Annotated in this window: 11 protein-coding genes; all 11 read left to right on the forward strand. The window is 39.0% G+C overall.

All coding sequences use genetic code 11. The features are described 5' to 3' along the window. Positions 1–82 precede the first annotated feature (82 nt). Complete coding sequence (locus tag A8L32_RS11470; RefSeq protein WP_066630728.1) at positions 83–649, forward strand: hypothetical protein; 567 nt, start codon at positions 83–85, stop codon at positions 647–649. A gap of 355 nt (positions 650–1,004) precedes the next feature. Then, complete coding sequence (locus tag A8L32_RS11475; protein WP_066630729.1) at positions 1,005–3,350, forward strand: alpha-L-rhamnosidase-related protein; 2,346 nt, start codon at positions 1,005–1,007, stop codon at positions 3,348–3,350. A gap of 58 nt (positions 3,351–3,408) precedes the next feature. Next, positions 3,409–4,806, forward strand: a complete 1,398-nt coding sequence (locus tag A8L32_RS11480; RefSeq protein ID WP_083631287.1) for a sulfatase — start codon at positions 3,409–3,411, stop codon at positions 4,804–4,806. Positions 4,807–4,844: 38 nt separating this feature from the next. Beyond that, a complete protein-coding gene (locus tag A8L32_RS11485; RefSeq protein ID WP_083631288.1) occupies positions 4,845–6,467 on the forward strand; it encodes a sulfatase in 1,623 nt (540 codons plus the stop codon). A gap of 96 nt (positions 6,468–6,563) precedes the next feature. After that, a complete protein-coding gene (locus A8L32_RS11490; protein ID WP_066630733.1) occupies positions 6,564–7,949 on the forward strand; it encodes a sulfatase family protein in 1,386 nt (461 codons plus the stop codon). A gap of 218 nt (positions 7,950–8,167) precedes the next feature. Beyond that, the gene (locus A8L32_RS11495) at positions 8,168–9,868 is read left to right on the forward strand and encodes an alpha-L-rhamnosidase-related protein (RefSeq protein WP_066630735.1); all 1,701 of its coding nucleotides are present in this window, start codon (positions 8,168–8,170) and stop codon (positions 9,866–9,868) included. 225 nt (positions 9,869–10,093) lie between these two features. After that, entirely contained in the window at positions 10,094–12,487 is a 2,394-nt protein-coding gene (locus tag A8L32_RS11500) for an alpha-L-rhamnosidase-related protein (protein ID WP_066630902.1), read from the forward strand. Positions 12,488–12,522: 35 nt separating this feature from the next. After that, positions 12,523–13,989 carry a sulfatase family protein gene (locus A8L32_RS11505; protein ID WP_158027232.1) on the forward strand — a complete coding sequence of 489 codons (1,467 nt, stop codon included), beginning with the start codon at positions 12,523–12,525 and terminating at the stop codon, positions 13,987–13,989. Continuing rightward, the gene (locus A8L32_RS11510) at positions 13,986–16,832 is read left to right on the forward strand and encodes a glycosyl hydrolase (RefSeq protein ID WP_066630738.1); all 2,847 of its coding nucleotides are present in this window, start codon (positions 13,986–13,988) and stop codon (positions 16,830–16,832) included. The genes A8L32_RS11505 and A8L32_RS11510 overlap by 4 nt, the downstream gene beginning before the upstream one ends. A gap of 96 nt (positions 16,833–16,928) precedes the next feature. Further along, positions 16,929–19,277 (forward strand): alpha-L-rhamnosidase-related protein, encoded by a 2,349-nt coding sequence (locus tag A8L32_RS11515; protein ID WP_066630739.1) that lies wholly within the window; start codon positions 16,929–16,931, stop codon positions 19,275–19,277. A gap of 60 nt (positions 19,278–19,337) precedes the next feature. Then, the gene (locus A8L32_RS11520; RefSeq protein ID WP_198931764.1) at positions 19,338–22,604 is read left to right on the forward strand and encodes a glycosyl hydrolase; all 3,267 of its coding nucleotides are present in this window, start codon (positions 19,338–19,340) and stop codon (positions 22,602–22,604) included. Positions 22,605–23,036: the final 432 nt, after the last annotated feature.

Below are 23,036 nucleotides of genomic sequence, written 5' to 3' on the forward strand. Positions count from 1 at the left end.
GTCTAATGATATTGATTTTATCTTATAAGATGATCCAGATGTTTTTGTAAATCTTGTTTTCATCGGTCAGGAAGAAAAAGAAATGCCCGATAGTAGAAATGATAATTTATTTGATACCGATACATATGTATTTAAAGCTAAATTTTTAGATAATGTAAGCGTTGAGATTTGGTGTCATAGTTCATTTAATAGTTATAATGCAGCGAAAGCGTATGCAGATAAGTTGTGTCCTTGCCTAGGTAAACTCCCCGCTATTCAGCTAGGAATGCTCGATCATGTGGTGATTCATATGGGTGATGCTATTGCTTTTTCCGAAACTGAAGGGCACTTTTTGGTGCTGTATTCGCAGAATATGGATGCTCGTATCAGCACTAATGATCTAGAAGAAACGGTATTTCATGAATCAGTGCATACTTCAATTCAAGATATATATGAAAATAGTTTAGCGTGGAAGAATGCGCAGTCGGCCGACGGTAGTTTTATTACAGATTATGCACATCGTTTTCCACATCTAGAAGACATGTCTGAAACAGCACTTTTTGCCTTTACTATGATAAAATATCCTGGCCGATTATCTCCTGATATAGAAGAGTGGATGAAGAAAAATATCCCCAATCGTCTTGGTTTTTTTCGAGAATTATATCAATAGGCCTTACTTCAATTTGTCAATAGATACAACCTAAGTTGATGTCAGAGTAATTATATTTAGGGGTATAGTAAATTAATATTCAATGCTCATGGAGCATAAGTTCTGTGGTTTATATTAATGCTTATGGAATACTTCTCTAAGGTATGACTCCTTTCCAATAATGTAAACTCAATAAATAAGGATATTTTAATTGAAATTATAGTTCAACATAGTGTGATATTTCAATAAGGTGCAATATTATAATACTTTCTGATGTATAGCTTAAATATTTAGCAGTGTATTCATGTTAATTTTAACATGGGATGCTCAATTTAAGATTGTAGCAGCCGCGAAATAAATCAAAAGAAAGACTATAATGAGGAAGCTTGCATTTTTGGTTTTGATGTTATCATCATTATGCCATGCACAGTCGAATAAATGGAGTGACGCCAAGTGGATTTGGCAAGATACCGATGGAATCCCTAATAGCTGGGTGTGTTTTAGAAAAAACATAACATTGAGCGATATACCAGCTTCGGTAAAAGTAAAAATATCAGTTGATACCAAGTATTGGTTATGGATAAATGGCGAATTGGTAGTATTCGAAGGTGGTTTGGCAAGAGGTGCTGCGCCTGCTACAATCTATTACGATGAACTAGAAATATCATCTCACCTAAAAAAAGGGTCAAATACGATTGCTATCTTAGTCTGGTATTGGGGCAGAACACGCAAAACGCATGACGATAGTGGAAAAGGAGGTTTGTTTTTTAATGCAGACTTAGGTCAAACGCAATTAGTTTCTGATTGTTCTTGGAAAGTGAAACTACATCCTGCTTATGATCTCAAAAGTGGTGGAGGTGGAAAAAATCCCAATCGTGTTAATTCTTATAATATTAAGTATGACGCCCAAAGAAGCCTAGGAGATTGGACTGATGAAGCTTGGTATTCGGGTAATTATAATGATAGAGATTGGCAAAGTGCAACAGAAAAAGGAGGAGCGAACTCAGATCCATGGGGACAGTTAGTAAAAAGGTGTATTCCTCAATGGAATGATAGAGGATTAAAGAAGTATTCCGCTTTAAGTGTAAAGTCTGGTAATGAAAATATAAATGTCGAGCTACCTTTTATAAATTCAACTGATTCTATCATTGAAATTAAAGGAATGATGCCTTTTAATCAACAAATTACACCTTACTTAAAAGTGAAAAGTGAAGCAGGAAAAACTATTGTCGCTGATACTGACAATGGTTTTAATATGCTAAACGCTACTTATATTACAACAGGTGGAGTTCAAGAATTCGAAGGATATTCATGGATTAATGGGCATGCCATGTTTTACCAAATACCTCCAGGTGTAGAAGTTATAGAATTAAAATACCGATGGACTGGCGTAGGTGAAATGACGGGTGATTTTAAGTGCAGTGATGATTATTTTACACGTTTATGGTGGATGGCAAGGAACACGCTTTATGTCTGTGCTCGAGATAACTATATGGATTGTCCTGATCGCGAACGTGGCCTTTGGGTAGGAGATGTAGCGGATCAGACAGGAGCCGTTTTTTATACCATGGATGAGCCTGGCCGTTTATTGCTTAAAAAAGGCATAGATAATACGATTGCTTATCGTAATGGCGATACTATACAAGGACTTGCACCTGGATTTGGCGCTTACCGTGGTAAGAGTAGTGAGCTTACAGGGCAAAGTTTACAATACATTGATCAAGGAATATGGCAGTATTACTACAATACAGGTGACGAAGCTACATTGGCCAATGCTTACCCAGCTGTTTTGGCATACTTAAAGTTATGGCATATGCAAGATAACGGACTGCCTATGCATAGAAAAGGTTATGCCAATTGGGTTGATTGGGGTATAGATTCCGATCCAACTCCTACCAATGTTGTTTTATACTACATGGCACTCAAGGCAGCTAGGAATATGGCTGAAACTCTAAATAAAAAGGATGACCTAGCTTGGTATAACACACGTATTAATAGCATTAAGGATAATTTTGAGCAAGAATACTGGCAAGAAACACGTTATGGGTCAAAGAACAAACCTGTAGAAGAGCGTGTGAGTTCTCTTGCTATAATTAGTGGTTTGGCCAATAAAGCGCATTACGATCTATTGGTAGATAGTGTATTACTTCCAATACAAAAAACAAGTCCACATATGGAGTGGTTGGCCGAAGAAGCCATTATGCTCACAGGTCAATACGATAAGGGGTTGTTACGTATGCGGCAGCGTTACCAATCGCAGGTAGACAGGAAAGATCTATCTACTTTATACGAAAAGTTTTACCCAAAATTACGAGGCACATATAACCATGCCTGGAATGCTCCAAATTATGTACTGTCGCGTTATATCGCTGGAATAAAGGCAACGGATGTTTCATGGAAATCATTTGAAGTAAAACCAAATATGGTTCACCTAACTTCAGTGAAGCAAATAGTTCCTAGCGTAAAAGGAGATATCACTATGGAAGCTCATAAAACGGAAAGTACTTATTCAATTAATTTAATTTCTCCGGCGCATACAACGGCTACTGTTTACATCCCCAAAAATAAAAAATCTGAGGTAATTGTAAATACTCAAACTGTCTGGAAAAAAGGAAAGTTTAAAGATGAAATAAGCGGTTTAGACATTAATCAATCGGATGAAGGTTTTATCAGCTTTAAAGTGAAAGGCGGACATTGGAATTTTAAAGCTATAAATAAGTAAAGTAATTATAAACAGTAGCTTATTGAGAAGTATTGTATGATTTTTAATGAATATATAAATGAAGAATAAGAATTTTAAAGTGGTTTTAGTTGTTCTGTTAGTCTTTGTAACATGTTTTACGCAAAAAACTAAAGCTCAAACGACAAAACCAAATGTATTGTTTATTGCAATAGATGATTTACGACCAGAACTGGGTTGTTATGGAATAAAACAAGTTAAGTCACCCAATATTGATCAGTTGGCTTCAGAAGGTGTTGTTTTTAATCGGGCATATTGTAATGTACCGGTTTGTGGAGCCTCACGCGCTAGTCTGTTAACAAGTATTTTACCTACAAAAACACGTTTTATAGATTACAGAGCAAAGGCTGAAGAAGATGTTCCGAATGCCAAAACATTGCCTGGAATTTTTAAAGAGGCTGGTTATACCTGTATTTCTAACGGAAAGATATTCCATTATAATAAAGACGTTCAGGATGCTAGTTGGAGTCAAAAACCGTGGATGCCTAAAGGTGGACACAGTATAAGCTTTGATTCCGCTTCCACCGAGGTTCTTGCCAAGTCGGGAAACGGACGAGTATATGAATCTCCTCACGTGCCTGATAGCGTATATCCTGATTATAAAATTGCACATCAAACTATCCGCGATTTGCGTCGTTTCAAAGCATCTGGAGAATCCTTTTTTATGGCTTGCGGTTTTTTTCGACCTCACATGCCATTTTATGCCCCTAAAAAGTACTGGGATTTGTATGATAGGGATGCAATCGAATTAGCAGACAATCGCTTTTTGCCAGAGAATGCCCCAAAACAATTAAGAGGGAGTGGCGAGTTTAAGTCGTACACCTTTGGCACATATTCGCCAAAAACGGATGATTTTCATAAAATGATGCGCCATGGTTATTATGCCTGTGTGAGTTATGTAGATCAGTTAGTTGGGGAGGTGCTGGCCGAGCTTGAAAATCTTGGCCTGGCGGAGAATACCATCGTTGTAATATGGGGTGACCATGGTTGGCATTTGGGTGAGCATGAGTTTTGGGGAAAACACAACACTTTACACAATGCTCTGCAAGTACCTTTAATTGTAAAAGTACCAGGTAGGGCAAAAGGTCAGCAAACAGAAGCACTGGTTGAAAGTGTTGATATTTATCCTACACTTTGCGATTTAGCGAATGTGCCTACACCAAATTATATCATGGGAGAGAGTTTTAAGTCCATCCTTGATAATCCTAATAAAGCATTTAGAGAAGCAGCCTATGCGCGTTTTAAAGTAGCGGATGCTATTGTTAAGCAAGATTTTACTTACTCTTTGTTTGAAAATGGAGAGGAGATGTTGTATAACCTCAAACTAGATCCTAAAGAGAACCAAAATGTTGTTGCTAATGAGGAATATAAAGAGGTGCTTAAAGAAATGCGAAAAGCATTGGAAGTAAAACAAAAGATAGCAAGTAGCTATAAATAAAGAGTTAAATATTTAAAGATGTAAATAACATAAATGTTATGAAAAAATTATATTTTTTGTCCTTGATATTGATAATGTGTATCACTACTAAAATGATGGGGCAGCAGCCAAATATTATATTTATTATGGCTGATGATTTAGGCTGGACTGATTTAAGTTCTTCAAATACCGGTATGGGGAATGGATCCAAGTATTATGAAACTCCACATATAGATAAAATGGCGAAGCAAGGTATGTCCTTTGTTTATGCTTATACGCAGCAAAACTGTCAACCAACACGTGCAGCTTTACATACAGGGCAATATGCTACAGGTGCTCAAAATGGTGTATATAATGTGGGGAGTCTGCAACGCGCATCCAAAGGCCTTCGCTCCTCTACGGCTATCATACCTCACAACCAAACTAATTATTTGTCTGAGCATTGTATCTCAATGTTTGAAACCGTAAAAACTGCTGGTTATCATACTGCATTTTTTGGAAAATTACATGCAATAAAAACAGGAATGCATGCAGATACTTATCTTGGCGTTGATCATAATTTGGCATTACGTAAGGAAACGAAAGCAACGGTAAATGGTGTAAAAGTTAATAATGAGTTTTTTGCACAAAACGATGATGCCAAGGGCTGGATGTTTAGTCATGAAGGTTTAGAACCCTATGCTCAGCCTTATGATGCTGATTATATAAAAAATGTATTAGAACCCTTGAAAAACGGCAATGATCCTTGGGAATTAGAAGGTACACCAAAACACTTAACTGATGCGCTTGGCGATGCAGTAGTTGATTATATTAAGGATAGAACTCAAAAAGGGAAGCCATTTTTTGCCTATGTACCATTTCATGCGGTACATGTTAGTATACTTCCTCGTCCTGATTTAGAAAAAAAGTATAAGGCCAAAAAATCAATAGATCCTCGTCATAATAGAGCCGATTATGCGGCATTTATTGAACTCTTAGATCAAAATGTGGGTCGTATCTTAAATGCACTAGATGATCCTAATGGAGATGGAGATACGGCTGATGGTATTGCAGACAATACTCTAGTTGTTTTTTATTCGGATAATGGTGGGTTCATGGGGCCTACTGATAATACACCATTACGTTTAAGAAAAGGGACTTATTACGAAGGTGGAGTTAGAGTTCCGTTAATTTTTAGATATCCTGATGTTATTGCACCCAATTCGATTAATACAAGTCAAGAGGTTCATACCGTTGATTTTTATCCAACCTTGGCAGAAATGGCGGGAGCTAGTCTTCCAGATCCAAGTGTGCATGCTGTAGATGGGAAATCGGTGGCCAGTATCTTGAAAGGAGAAAGTGAAGTTATCGAAGACAAAAAGGAGCTTTATTGGCATTTTCCAGGATATATGGATGTGCGGAATTGGCCACAATCTGTTATGCATTATAGGCATTCAGATAATCAGCATTACAAGCTCTTTTATAATTATGAGAATGGAGCATATGAGTTATATAACCTGAGTGAAGACATTGGTGAATCCAGTAATCTTTTGGAAGGAAATCCAACGCAACCGACACTTGATTTAGCCATTAAAATGAATAATAAGCTACGCGATTGGCTTATCAAAAGTAAGGCTCCAACGGGAACATGGCGAGCATCTGGCAAAACAGTGGCCTACCCTCCGCTGAATATGGGAAAGTAACTAAATGCAATTGAAAAAACGATCCAATTTTAAAAGAGAATAATGAAATATTTTATTTGTCAAAATAGGTTTAGCTTAATATTAACGTGTCTATTAATGGGCGTGTGCTTTGTTAGTAATGCAAAAAAAACAGCAAAGCCAAATATCATTTTTTACCTGGCTGATGATCAGGATAAATACGATTATGGGTGTTATGGTAATGATTTCATAAGGACACCAGCGGTTGATCAATTGGCACGAGAAGGAATGGTGTTCGAAAACGCTTTTACGGCACAGTCTATTTGTGCTCCCAGTCGTTCGCAGCTACTTACGGGTAACTATCCATTAAAGAATGGCTGTTTTATCAATCATTTTAGAACAAAACCAGATATAAAATCTGTAACCACCTATTTGGGTGACTTGGGTTATGAAGTGATCCTTGCAGGAAAAAGCCATGTGCAACCAGCATCGGTGTATGATTGGGATATTGAATGGCCTTCAGTAAAAGGTCGAGGACCGCGTAAAGATATTCCTTTGGATAGTATTCAGGCTTATTTTAAAAATAGCGAGAAGCCATTTTGTATGTTTATTACTTCATACTATCCTCATGCAGAATATTTTGATGTACCAAGTAAACCTGCAGATAGCCTTAAGTTCTATCCTTTTAATGAACATTTAAAGATGAATAAAGCAACGTTAAAAAGGAAAAGTGGCTATTACCGTAGTGTGGAAGAAGATAATATTCATTTAGCACAGGTGCTTCAATATGTAGAGGAGGAGTTAGATGACAATACCTTATTTATTTATAGTGCCGATCACGGAGTGTCTGGTAAATTTACGGTTTATGATCGTGGATTAAATGTACCATTTGTAGCGCGTTGGCCAAAGGTCATAAAACCAGGTACGCGTTCCGATGCCTTGATACATTATACCGATGTAGTGCCTACTTTTATAGAGATGGCTGGAGGTGAGGTTGTACCTCAAGTTGACGGAAAAAGCTTTTTACCAATATTAAAAGATAAAAGTGCTGAAATACACGAGTATGTTTATGGAGTACAAACCAATCAGGGTATTCTTGCAGCTTCCGTATTTCCCGCGCGTATGATTCGTAGTAAAAAGTTTAAATACATCCGAAGTCTTAATTCTGTCGAAGTACTTGACCAAAATTTTGGAGAGAACGCTTATGTCAATGCCTTTTTGAATATTGGGGCAAATAAGCATAAGAATATACCTTACGAGGAATTGTATGATATTGAAAAAGATCCATTTGAACAGAATAACTTGGCTCATGATGTTTCTTATAATACCATAAAACAAGAATTGGCTACTGAATTAAAGGAATGGATGAAAGAACAAGGAGATATTTTAACAGGGGAGCCTGGTTATATGCCTCTCATTTGGACTCCTAAATTTCCATTAGATAAATCTCGAAGAAACTTAAGCGTACCAGATAGTTTGGAAAATACACTTAAAAAGGAAGATTACTTGATACTGGATTATTAATAACATAATATATCTAGGTTTTTCTGCTTACATATTTCGATCGATTAAATTCTTTATCACAATGTATGAGGTTCACGAATCCTGATTATGGAAGGGAAACTATGAGTTTTACTCTTATGTATTAATCAATAAATCTGTACCTCATTAGTTAAGTTACAATTAGTATAAAAGAATCTATTAAAATGAATAAAGACTTATTTTTCCTATTGATAATCTTCATGCTTATATCTTGTGGTAGTCCATGTACTTCGGATATAGATTCTGAAGAGCACTCTTATAAAATTGAACGCACCTACGTTAAACCAACTCGTATTATGTTGGAGTCTGGCCATATTAAAAACGCGAATCAGCTTCTACAACAAGGTCGACATCAAAGCACAGCAAAAAAGAACGATCTTATAGAATTCAACAATAGCTATGGTACAGCCGCTATTTTATTGGATTTTGGAAAAGAGATGCATGGCGGATTAGAGATTGTTACTGGAATGTTTAAAGGCAAAAAGCCAATTAATGTTCGTGTTCGTTTTGGTGAATCGGTATCAGAAGCGATGTCCAATATCGGTGAAGATGGAGCTACAAACGATCATGCTGTAAGAGATATGAACCTTGCACTACCCTGGTGTGGTAAAATTGAAGTTGGCAACACCGGGTTTCGCTTTGTGCGAATTGATTTGCTGGACAAGGACAGGGTGTTGCAGCTAAAGGAAATAAGTGCCATATCTGTTATGCGCGATATTCCTTATCTGGGTTCGTTTAAATCAAATGACGAACGTTTAAATAAGATATGGCAAACCGGCGCGTATACCGTTCACCTCAATATGCAAGAGTATTTATGGGATGGTATAAAACGCGATCGTCTGGTTTGGGTAGGGGATATGCACCCCGAGGTAATGACTATTCTTGCTGCATTTGGAGCAAATGAGGTCGTGACAAAATCATTGGATTTGATGGAAGAAATAACGCCACTTCCCGGTTGGATGAATGGTAAATTTCACTCTTATTCCATGTGGTGGCTCCTTATTCATCACCAATGGTATATGAATACAGGAAATTTAGCTTATTTGGAAAAAAGCAAAGAATACATCTATGGTTTATTGGAACTATTGGAAGAAAATATGGATAGTGAGGGTAAAGAGACATTTATAGGTGAGTGTTTCCTTGATTGGCCAACTAGAGGAGATCAGATTGAAGTAAGAAAAGGGATGCAGGCATTATTAGCCATGTCGTTTGATGCTGGGGTTGACATGGCATTAGCATTTAACGATGAAGGGAAAGCCGAACACTATAAAACGGTTGCTGAAAAAGCTAAAAGCTATGGGCCTGAGTTTCCTACAAGAAAATCTCCTGGGGCATTATTGGCTATGGCAGGTATGCTAGATCCTAAAGTGGTGAATGATGATTTGCTAGTTAAAGATGGCGTAAAAGACATTTCTACTTTCTACGGGTATTACGTACTTAATGCAATGGCTCTGGGTGGTAACCATCAAGGTGCAATAGATGTGATAAGAGAGTATTGGGGTGGAATGCTCGATTTGGGAGCAACATCGTTTTGGGAAGATTTTGACATTGACTGGATGCAAAATGCAGGGCGCATTGACGAGATCGTTCCTGATGATAAAGTGGATGTGCACAAATCCTATGGTAATTATTGTTACAAAGGATTACGTCATAGCTTCTGTCATGGCTGGGCATCAGGACCAACGGCTTGGTTGTCGCAATACGTACTTGGTGTAAATATAGAGGCTCCTGGTTGTATGAAAATAAAGATAGAACCACATTTAGGTGATTTGGAATGGGTTGAAGGAACTTACCCAACTCCGTATGGATTGATTCATATTAAACACACAAAGGATAGTGAGGGAAATGTGAAATCAGATATAAAGGCGCCTAGGGAAATAGAAATAGTTAAAGTCAAATAATATGAAACGAGCCATGATAGATTATTTCTCACACACGATGATGACTAATTTGGCGAGTTCCATGTGACAATTGAATACCAATTATAATCACATGAAACAATCATGCAAATTTGATTATCCAATTTACACACAGGAGGATGATTAAATTTATTTGGGAGTTCCATCTGACCATTGAAAAATAAATTTAAACAGATGAAACCTCTTATCTGACCTATGAAAATAAATATGAAAAGAATTATAGTAATCACACTACTTTCTCAGTTGTTCGTTATAAACACTTTTGCACAGGAGAATATTGAACCAGATAGCCAATGGTTAAGTGAAGAATGGCAATCCCAATGGATTACGCACCCTAATATTACAGGTGATGAAGTGGGGGTTTATTTGTTTAAGAAAGTTCTTTCGTTTGAAGCTGTACCGCAAGAGTATGTAATCAATATTTCGGCGGATAACAGATATGTGTTGTACATTAATGGAATTGTGGTGGCGCGTGGACCAGCGCGTAGCGATCTTAACCGCTGGCAATTTGCAACCATAGATATCGCTTCTTATCTTAAAGTAGGGGAGAATCATATTGCTGCCAAAGTGTGGAATATGGCCGACTTAAAACCTACTGCGCAAATGAGTTATATCACAGGTTTAATCATTCAGGGAAATACTGAACAAGAAAAAGAAATTAATACCGATAAAACCTGGCGTGTTGCTATTGATGAGGCCTATTCTTTTTATAAGATAAAACACCTCAGACGCTTTTATGTGGCAGGGCCCGGCGAAAAGTTCACCGGAGAATTACACCCTTGGAGTTGGAAAATATCAGACAAAGAAGTTGATTGGAAGCAGGCTAAAGCTGGTAAAAAAGGGATGCCCACAAAATACTATTCCGTTACAGGGAAAACCGATGGGCGTGTATTGCATCCGCGCTCTATAGCTATGATGGAAGCCAAAATTCAAAGTTTTGCCGAGGTTCGAAAGGCGGACGGAATTGATAATGTAGAAGGCTTAATCACGGGAGATGCTCCTGTTGAAATACCAGCTAAAAGCACTGTCAAAATATTACTTGATCAAGGGCACCTTACCAATGCTTATCCGCAATTGGAGTACAGCAAAGGAGCCAAAAGTAACATCAAAATTACCTATGCCGAGAGTCTTTTTATCACCAAGGATGGTAAACCTACTTTTGATAAAGGCAACCGCGATGAGGTGGATGGAAAAGTAATGTGGGGTAATTCTGACATCGTAATGCCCGATGGTGGTAATGATCGTCTCTTTGAATCCTTATGGTGGCGTTGTTTTCGTTATATAGAACTAGAAATATCAACAGCAGATGAGCCTTTGGTATTAAATGCGTTTAACAGTGAGTTTACGGCTTATCCATTGGATTTGAAAGCCAATTTTAAATGTGACAACCCTCGTTTGAGCGATATATTTGAGGTGGCTTGGCGCACGCAGCGTTTGTGTGCAGGTGAGGTCTTTTTTGATTGTCCTTACTATGAGCAACTGCAATATACTGGTGATGCCCGCATACAAGGACTCAATACGGCTTATGCCTCTGGCGATACCGTACTATGGAAAGATGCGATTCAGGATTATTACGATTCTAAGTTGCCATTTGGTCTTACCCAGTCGCGTTACCCTAGCAGTCAACAGCAAATAATAGCTCCGTTTTCATTGGTATGGATTACTATGGTGCATGACTATATGATGCATTGCAACGATCAAGCATTCATCGAAAAGATGATTCCTACCATGCTTGATATTCTTAATTGGTATGATGAGCGTGTTGAGGATAATGGTATGCTTGGTCAATTGGAAAGCTGGCTTTTTGTTGATTGGGTTGACCAGTGGAAGACTGGATATCCACCATTAAATAAGGACAAAAAATATTCATCTGTTATTGGGATGCAATATGTGTATACCATACAAAAAGCGATGAATATATTTGAGGCTTACGGTATGTCGGGACTAAAGCAAAAATGGGCACAAAAAGCAGATGTTACTCAGCAATCGATCATTGATAATTGCTGGGATAACGAAAAGCAATTGTTAGCCGATACACCAGATAAAGGTGAGTTTAGCCAACACGCCAATATATTAGCCGTGCTTAGTAACTCGTTTGATGCTGATAAGCATAAAGAGTTGATGCAACGAGTAGTTAACAACAAAGAGATCGCACAGTCTTCTTACTATTTTGATTTTTACAAAGTAGCAGCACTAAAGCAAACAGGTTTAGGCGATTTATACTTTTCTGGATTAAGTGTATTAAACGATTTAATTGATAGTGGCTTCACAACTTTTCCTGAAAAGTTTGATCCTTCACGTTCCGATTGTCATGCTTGGAGTGCCTCGCCTTTATATTATTACTATGCTTCTATAGCTGGAATTACACCAACAGAAACAGGGTTTAAAAGATTTGAAATGTGCCCATCGTTCGGTGAACTCAGTTTTATCGAAGGAAAAATGCCTTTAAGAGACGATGAAATTTATTTCGAATTAAAGAAAAAGGGAAAGAACGGTATTAAAGGCATAGTCATTTTGCCTAAATACCTGAGTGGTACTTTCTATTGGAGAGATCAAACCATAGAACTCGTAGAGGGAGATAATAGTATTAGTTTTAAGTAGACTATATGTTTAATAATCAATATCTAGATCTAATTATGAAAAAATTGCTAATCGTTGTACTGACTTTTGTATTGATGTCATGCAATTCAAATAACAAAATCCAATCAGGTAAGCCCAACATAGTTTATATTCTTACAGACCAATGGCGAGCTCAGGCCTTCGGCTATGCTGGTGATCCTAATGTAAAAACTCCTCGCTTGGATGAATTCTCGAAAGAGGCTGTGAACTTTGCGAATGCTGTATCGGTAGCGCCTGTGTGTACACCACATCGTGCTGCACTGATGACAGGTCGTTACCCTACAAGTACAGGGATGATTCTAAACGATCTTTACTTGCCTAGCGAAGAGCTCTGTATGGCTGAGATATTTAAAGCAGAAGGGTATAGTACCGCACATATTGGTGGCAAGTGGCACCTTGATGGTCACGGACGATTGAATAACGTGACGCCAGAAAGACGCCAGGGTTTCGACTTTTGGATGGGTAACGAATGTTCTCATGATTATAACAATGAACCCTATTTCGAGAATGATGATCTTGATGTGAAATACTACAAAGGCTACTCGCCTTATGCCATTGCGAATGCGGCCAATGATTATATGACTAAGAGAAAGGCTAGTGATAAGCCTTTTTTACTCTTTATCTCTATAGGAACACCACACTTTCCTCACTATTCTGCTCCAAAGGATATGATGGCGATGTACCCCCAAGAGGATTTGATTCTGTCGCCTAATGTGCCCGCGAGATTGGAGAAAAAAACACGCAAAGAATTACAGGGCTATTATGGGCACTGCACAGCTACAGACAAAGCCATTGGATATATTTTGGATAAAATGAAAGAATTAGAACTAATGGAAAACACCATTTTTGTTTTTACCTCTGATCACGGAGAAATGATGGGCTCTCATGACGAAAGACCTTTTAAGAAACAATTGGGTTGGGATGAATCCATCAAAGTGCCTTTCCTTATTAGCTATCCTGCTATTGGAGAGAACAAGGGGGCGGTAGTCAATGCACCCATTAATACACCTGATATTTTGCCTTCATTGTTAGGGTTGGCTAATCTTGATATTCCCCAAACGATAGAGGGAGAAGACATCTCAGAACTGATGCAAAACCCTGATCCCAATGCTGATCGTACTGCTTTGGTGATGAATGTAAGTCCTTTTTCGGGTAATTCAAAGGATGCAGAATATCGCCTTATCCGCACCAAGCAATACACCTACGAATGTACTTTAGAGGGGCCAAGTAAGCTTTTTGATAACGTAAAAGATCCTTACCAGATGGATAACCTAGTTGGAAATCCTGATTTTGCAAGTCTCCAACAATCACTAGATACAAAATTGAACCAGGCGCTTAAGTCCATCGGTGACGACTTTAAATCACATGACTTCTATCTGAAAAAATGGAACTACGTATTGGACAAGAAGAAGAACTGTATTGACTATTGGAGCTTTAAAAACGGTAATGGTGTTGTTCAATCTCCGAAAAAAATATACGAATGAGAAGAGTATTATTGAAAACAAGCATACTATTACTTGTTTCTATGTTGAGTTTGGCTCAAAAAATAGCACCTGAGCTAAGCCAAAACTTCAAAACCCCACCCCACGAGGTCAGACCGCAAGCATGGTGGTGGTGGCTTCAAACACCTACCTCGAAAGAAGCCATTACGCTCGATCTTGAAGAAATGAAAGCCAAAGGCCTTTCTGGCTGTATGGTCTTGGATGGTGGTGTAGGTCCTTTTGGTCCACGTAAGTGGAAAAATAAAACCATTATAGATAGCACCGAAATTAGGTACGAACTGACAGATGAGTATAAAGGTGCACGCCTCTCTCAGCCTGAAGAGAAGATGGAAATGTGGTCTAAGCCTTGGCGCGATATGGTGCGTTTTGCTTCGAAGGAAGCAGGGCGTCTAGGACTTGATTTTGGCGTATTCATTGGCCCTGCTGGTTGTGCGGCCCCTTGGGTGACACCTGATCATGGTCAGCAGGAGTTGGTGTGGGGTGAAATCGTTGTAGAAGGTGGTCAGCAGATTGCACAAGCCTTAGAGAGGCCTAGTACGCCAGTTCAAACCAAAAGACAGCTCGAAGATCAACGCGTCAAGGACGCTCAAAATGCCTATTATACCGATGTGGCAGTCTTGGCCATTCCTGCAAAGGGAAGTTTGCAACTAAACGAGGTACTTGATATTTCCGATAAATTGGATGAAAAAGGTCATCTGAAATGGGTGGCTCCTCAAGGCCAGTGGCGCATTATCCGTTTTGGTTATCGTCCTACAGGACGTAATCTCAACGGTGTTTTTTATATTGATCACCTGAGCAAAGAAGTGTTCGACTTGCATTGGAAAAATACTGCGGGCTTATTGCTTAGCGAGATGAGTGATGAGGAACGTGTCGCCTTTAAGTACGTAGAGTGCGACAGTTGGGAAGCAGGCGATCCTAATTGGACCAAACACTTCGCCCAAGAATTTAAAGAGCGCCGTGGCTATGACATTATAAAACACTTGCCTGCTCTTATTGTTGTCAATATTGATTCTGAGGAGCGGACAAAGCATTTCATAAATGATTTTCAATTAACCATCAGTGACTTGATTTCTGAAAATCACTATGGAAGACAACAGGAAGTGGCGCACGAACACGGACTACATTCTTATGCTGAGGCAGCAGGCCCGCACCAGTACCAGGCCGATCTTAAGAAATGTGTGGGCCGCTGCGATGTGGCTATGGGCGAGTTTTGGATGCCTTCGCCTCACCGCGAACAACCTAGTGGTCGTTTCTTAGTACGCGAGGCCGCTACTTCGGCACATACCTATGGTATCAAGCAGGTCTTTGCCGAATCCTTTACCTCCGTGGGACCCAATTGGGAGGTGTCACCTTTTATGATGAAAGCAGCTGCCGATCAGGCTTTTTGTGATGGTCTCAATTGGATTTGCTTTCACACCTTTACCCATCGTCCATCAGTGACAGAAGTACCCGGAATGACGCACAGTGCTGGTACACATTTCGACCGTACCAATACGTGGTGGAATCAAAGTGCACCTTTTGTCAATTACCTGTCACGCTGTTCGTATATGCTTCAACAAGGCTTGTTTACTGCCGATGTGCTATTTTATAATGGTCACGGTTTGCGCTCGGGGGGCGATGCTTTCGAATGGGCCGATGGTATGAAAAACCCTTCAGCGGATTTGGGCACAGGCTACGATTACGACAAATGTAATGAGGAAGTGTTATTGACTAGAGTTGGCGTGAAAAACGGAAAGCTAGTTATGCCCGATGGTATGAATTATATGGTATTGGTGATTGAGAATAAAACGCCGGTGTCACTTAAAGCACTGGAAAAGATAGCTGCTTTAGTAGAACAAGGCGCTACTGTGGTGGGGAAAATTGAAACCCCAATGCTGAGCAAAACAGATGATGCTGTTGAATATCAAAAGCTGATTGATCGCATTTGGGGTAATCCAGAGATTGGCGTAAACAGCATCGGGAAAGGACAAGTAATATGGAACCGTAGCATACGTGAGGTGTTGCAAGAGAATAATATACTTCCCGATTTTGAATGCAAAGGTTTAAGCGATGTGGGCGTGGTTGATTTTATTCATCGACAAACAGAAGATGCTGATATTTATTACGTCACTAGTCGATGGCAGCCAGTTGAGAAGGTGAAATGTACCTTTAGGGTAAGTGGCAAACAGCCAGAGTTATGGAATCCTGTAACAGGAGAAACGCGCATTCTTTCCAACTTTAAAGTCGTCAATGGACGCACCATTATTCCGATGGAATTTGGACCATGTGCTTCCTATTTCGTTGTTTTTAAAGATGTGATTTCTGTGCAAAATTTGGCTTCAAATTGGCCAACATACAAAACGGTACAGCAAATAGAAGGTGACTGGAACGTCCGTTTTGATGAAAAATGGGGAGGCCCCGAAACGGTGGTTTTTGATAAGCTTAGCGATTGGTCGAAACACAATGATAAGGGCATAAAATACTATTCGGGAAAAGCTACTTATCTCAAAACCTTCGATTTTAAAGCCTCGAAAAAGCACAATGAACTATATCTTGATTTAGGTAAAGTACACGAATTGGCACAGGTCAAATTAAATGGCGTTGATTTAGGTGTTCTTTGGTCAAAACCGTTCAGAATAAATATTACTTCACACCTAAAAGCAAAAGGCAATAAGCTGGAAATTGATGTAGTCAGCCTATGGCCAAACCGTCTTATTGGCGATGAGTTTTTACTAGAAAAAGAAAGGTATACGCAAACCAATATTCGAAAATTTACAAAAGCAACACAACTACTTCCCTCCGGATTAATTGGGCCAGTTCAAATTATTAGAGAAAAGAATTATTGAAAGTTTATCAACCTAAAAACGAGCCGATACAAATAATCTTCACACAAGACAATGAATAATAGGCAAGCCCTGCAAATCACTTAAAAAAAATAACATATGAAAAAAATACTATTAGTTGCATTCATCATTTTTACGACCCAATTTGTAAATGCTGCAGATTGGGGAAATGCACAGTGGATTTGGCAACAAGAAGATGGACCATCCAATACATGGATGAGTTTTAGAAAAACAATAACATTAGATGAAGTGCCCGATCAGGTGGAGGCACTTATTTCTGTAGATAGTAAATTTTGGTTGTGGGTGAATGGTTCTTTGGTTCTTTTCGAAGGAGGTTTGTCTCGAGGCCCAAGTCAAGCAGGAGATTGGGATAGAAAAAATAAAGTTACCCCAGCCAACTCTTGGTACGAAACAGTAGACATTCAACGCCACTTGAGAAAAGGGGAAAACACCATCGCAATTTTGGTTTGGTACTGGGGGCGCGAAACACATAAAGGCACCCATATTGATAGCAGAAAAGGAGGTTTGTTATTTTCTGCAAAAATAGGAAATCAGCTAATAGTTTCAGACTCCACTTGGAAAGCTATACAACACCCAGCCTACGATAATACCATTGAGCCGGCAAGTAAAGCGATGGTTCAGTTTAGCGTTAAATACGATGCGAAAAAAGCTATAGGCGATTGGTCGGATAAAGCGTGGTACACCACTAATTTCTTTGATGCAGCATGGCCATCTGCGATAGAAAAAGGTGCCGCTGGAACTGCTCCTTGGTACAACTTAGAACCTAATATTGTTCCACATTTAATTAATCATGGCTTACAGGATTATACCAATCATACCGATTTGCAATTGCCACATACAAGCAAGGGGGAAGTTGTTAAGTGTAAACTGCCTTTCAATAAGCAGATTACGCCATATTTAGAAATCGAAGCAAAAGCTGGTGATACCATTTTTATAACTACAGATAATCGTTTAAACAAAATTCATGCAACTTACATTACTAAAGAAGGGGAGCAATCATTCGAAAGCTTTTCGTGGATGAATGGACATGAAGTAAGGTATACTATTCCGGAGGGGGTGAAAGTTAAGGCACTGAAATACCGTTGGATGAGTGTAGGAGAAATGGTAGGTGAATTTGAGGTGGACGACCCATTCTATAACCGTTTATGGTGGATGGGTAATAACACCTTGTTTGTATGTGCACGCGATAATTTTATGGATTGTCCCGACAGAGAACGTGCCTTGTGGATTGGCGATGTGGCCGATCAAACGGGCTATCTTTTCTACTCAATGGACAATGCAGGCCGTCAGCTTCTAAAAAAGGCTATCCTGCAAACTACGGCGTTTAGTCAAGATGGTGTTCTTGGTGCACTAGGACCACTTAGAGTGCGTGAACTGGTATCACAAAGTTTGCAATTTATTGCACAATGCGTTTGGCCTTACTATATACATACAGGTGATATAGAGACGCTTGAAAAGGCTTATCCTTATGTATATGGTTACTTAGATTTATTCCCAATGCTTGAAAATGGTCTGCCTGAGTACCGTAAAGGCAAAAGCCCGGATTCTTGGGATTGGTCAGACTGGGGAGTGAAAAACACCATTGACAAGCAACCCATTCAAATGGCATTTTATTATATGGCACTAAAAGAAGCAAAAAAAATGGCCGAAGTATTGGATAATAAAGAACACATAGCATGGTATACCAAGCGAATGGATTCGATGAAAGGAGCTTATGATAAAGCCTATTGGAAAGATGGTTATTACAGTAGCGATGCTGAAAAATTTAAGGACGATAGAGCCAATGCTATTGCCATCGTATCGGGCATAGCCAATCCAGCATACTACGATCAGGTTGTGGATAATGTCCTAATTCCCAATCGCTTTTCTAGTCCGCATTTCGAATGGATGGTTGAAGAGGCCATGTTTATAGCCGGACGACCTAAAAGTTCTCTTGCAAGAATGAAGGAGCAGTACCAAAGTCAGGTCGATAAGAACGAAATATCTACTTTATACGAGATGTTCCCAAAAGGCGGAAGCTACAACCACGCATGGAACGGATCAAACACCATCTTATCTAAATATGTTGCCGGAGTAGAGCCAACCAAAGAAGCTTGGAGCGAGTATAAAATCATGCCAACAATGCTTCAATTTACATCGTTAAAGAAAACCATTCCAACCGTAAAAGGAAATGTGAATATAGCCATTGAAGCTAAAGGTGCCTTATATAAACTTGATTTAAATTCTCCCGAAAATACAACCGCTATTGTAGGTCTTCCTAAGCAAGGAAAGGAAATTGCAGAGGTGTTGGTAAACGGGAAGCTAGTTTGGAAAAAGGGTAAGTTTAAAGAGAGTATAAAGGATATTGAATACGAAGGAGAGTGTTCAGGCTATCTAAAATTTAGTGTTCAATCAGGAAACTGGAAAATAAGTGCCATTTATAAATAATTTATAATACGAAGCTCATATTTTAATTGAAAAACAATTGTATAACTAAATTATATTCTCGTGAAATTCCAAACAAAGCTAATTGGTTATTTAGGTGTTTTATTAATGCTTATTATAATGAGTTCTTGTAACAAAAAGAACCAAATTAGCCACCAAAACTTTAAGGAGATTAAATCTAATTTTATTACTCCTGCTGATAGTAATAATATTTGGTGCTACTGGTATTGGATTAATGATGATATTTCGAAAGACGGTATCACCAAAGATTTGGAAGCCATGAAAAAGGCAGGCATTGGTGGTGCTTTAATTGGAAATATAAATCCAGCACACAAGGATGGTAAAGTGCCCATGTTAAGTGAGAATTGGTGGTCGCATATGGTTCATGCTGTGGTTGAAGGCAAGCGTATTGGGATGGACATTGGCGTATTCAATTGCCCAGGATGGAGCCAAAGTGGTGGCCCTTGGGTAGATTATACTAAAGCCATGCGCTATCTTACTTATAGTGAAACGAAAGTTTTGGGAGGTAAAATGCTTAGCGTACAGCTATTTAAGCCAAAGGATAAATTTCAAGACACTCATACTTTTGCTTTCAAAACATCGGATGTTGAAAAAAGGAGTACCCAATTTATTCCCACTACAGTAAGTGCCAATTGGAGCGATGTTGATGTAGCTGTTTTGACCGATGGTGATAAGGAAGCAAATACAAGCTTTGAAGCAAGAAAAGGAGATGCCTTAGAAATTAATTTTGAACTTTCAGAGCCCATAACGGCACGTTCTATATCAATAATACCAAGTAGGGCTTTTAAATGTAATATGACTTTAATGGCTGTGGTAAATGGTGAAGAGACCATCGTAAAGGAATTTCATTTTGATCGTTTTCGCATCACGCCTAACGTGGCATCAATTGAGACATGCGATTTTGCAACTATCTTGCCAGATACTAAGGCACAACAGTTTATGTTGAAATGCACTAATTTTAGAACCAAGAAAAAGGGATATGGTTTTGCTGAAATCAATATTTCTGAAGCACCAGTGTTGGATAAATACATTGAGAAACAATTGGGGAAGATGCATTCTACACCTAAACCCAATTGGGATACCTACATATTTGGCAGGCAAGAAGCGCTTAAAGACAAGAGCTTGTGTTTGAATCCTGATGAGGTAATTGATCTTAGCAACAGTTTGGATGAAAATGGAGTGCTAAAATGGGATGCACCTGCAGGGGAGTGGACAATTATAAGAATGGGCATGTCACCAACGGGCACTAAAAATGCTCCTGCAGCACCACAGGGTGTTGGTTACGAGATTGATAAAATGAACAGTGCCTTGGCACAGTACCACTTCGATAATTTTGTTGGGGAGCTTTTAAAACGAATTCCAGAAGAGAGCAAGTCGGCGTTTAAATACGTGGTTGCTGATAGTTACGAGCAAGGATCACAAAATTGGACCGATGCTTACGAAATTAAATTCAAAGAAAAGTACGGATACGATCCTGTAAAGTATTTGCCTGCGCTTTCAGGTAGAATAGTAGGAAGCGTTGAGCAGTCAGAGCGTTTTCTTTGGGATTTACGTCGAACAATTGCAGATGATGTAGCTTACGAATATGTGGGAGGCCTACGAAAAGCAAGCAACAAGCATAATCTAAAAGTATGGTTAGAAAACTACGGCCATTGGGGTTTCCCGGGTGAGTTTATGATGTATGGTGGACAGTCGGACTTGATAGCCGGTGAGTTTTGGAACGAAGGTACACTAGGAAATATTGAATGTAAAGCCTCTTCTTCTACCTCGCATACTTATGGTAAACCACTTACTTCTGCCGAAGCTTTTACCTCTTCGCGTAAAGCTTACCTCAGGCACCCTGCTTTGCTCAAGAAACGTGGCGACTGGGCCTTAACCGAGGGGATTAACCATTTTGTATTGCATTTGTATATTCAGCAACCCGACGATAAGCGCAAACCCGGCATGAATGCTTGGTTTGGTACCGAGTTTAACCGACACAACACCTGGTTTAGTCAGGCTGATACCTATTTCGATTATTTACGCCGTTGTCAACACCTGTTGCAGCAAGGAAAATATGTGGCCGATGTGTGTTATTTTATTGGCGAAGATGCCCCAATTATGACGGGTGGGCGAGTGCCCGAAATACCCAAAGGATATTCCTATGATTACATAAATGCTGAGGTTATTATGAATCGCATGTCGGTTAAAGATGGCCGATTTGTACTCCCCGATGGCATGTCGTATAAAGTGATGGTTTTACCCCCTTTCACCACCATGCGTCCCGAATTGTTAACCAAGATAGAGGAGTTAGTAAAGCAGGGCGGTATTATTCTAGGGCCAAAACCACAAGAATCACCCAGCTTGCAGAATTTTCCTGCGTGCGATGAGCAAGTGAAAGAAATCGCCGAAAAGTTATGGAATGGCACTTATAATCAAGGCAAAATGGCTGTGCAATATGGTCAAGGAAAAGTGATGGATGGTTACGAATTGCTCGAAGTGTTTGCTTACTTAAACCTGGCTAAAGATGTGGATGTTCCTGCCGATGCATCGGTATTGTGGATACACCGAAATATGCCCGGAATGGATATTTATTTTGTATGCAATCAGAGTGATGAAACCATTGAGCTATTTCCCGTTTTCCGAGCAGATAAAAAGCTAAAACCACAATTATGGGATGCTGTAAGCGGTGAAATAAGAGCTTTAAGCGACTACGAATTAACGGCTACCGGCATCAAAGTACCCTTAAAAATGGAAGCTGCTCAAAGTTGGTTTGTGGTATTTACCAATGATGATAAGAACGCTGATGTAAAACCTGCATATGCTAGCAATTTTCCTGAATATGAAAAGATGAGTGCTCTTGAAGGGCCTTATAAGGTTGATTTCGTAAATAGAGATATTGTGCCTAAAGATCCAGTTGTTTTTAATGAGTTAATAGATTGGAGAAATTCAAGCAATGAGCAAATAAAGTATTATTCAGGAACGGCCATTTATACCACGAGTTTCAATGTTGAATCACTTCCTCAAAATCAGGATCTATTCCTTAACCTTGGAAAAGTATCGGTAATGGCTAAAGTGAAGCTGAACGATATATATGTTGGCGGTGTGTGGATGTCGCCTTATCGACTAAATATAACTGATGCCCTAAAAACAGGGGAGAACGAACTGCAAATTGAAGTGGTAAACCTATGGCGCAACCAATTAATTAGAGATAAATCGCGACCAAAAGATGAAAAATATACTTGGATAGTCATCGATAAAATTACGCCTGAAAGCGCCCTGCAATCGTCTGGATTAATAGGGCCTGTGCATATTGAAACGATCAAATAGCAAGAATTAGAAATTATAATATATAATAGAATGAGAAACTTATTATTAGCAGGATTACTTCAAATGGTATCCTATCAATCAAAAAAAGAAGGTTTAAAAACAATGTTGTATTTGTATTAATCGATCAACGGAGAGCATAAGACCTTGTTTTTGTAGGAAATCACTAGGTGATTATACTTAAGATTGACGATTTAGCAAATGAAGCTCTGGTTTTACGAATACCATCTCTAATATTCCCGTTTGTACTTGGTCACGTACCTCGTTAATGACAGGTAAATACCTGTTTAGTCCTGGTCTCTTTTACAGTGATAAATCTATGAAGTTCGAATTCCTTTTAATAGTTCAGCACATGTAATGTTGAATATCAATAATATATCACAAGTTAAGCTATGGAATGCACAGGGCAATGAGTTGGAAACTGAATGGCTTGAG

This window comes from Labilibacter marinus (genome assembly GCF_001659685.2).
GTDB lineage: Bacteria > Bacteroidota > Bacteroidia > Bacteroidales > Marinilabiliaceae > Saccharicrinis > Saccharicrinis marinus.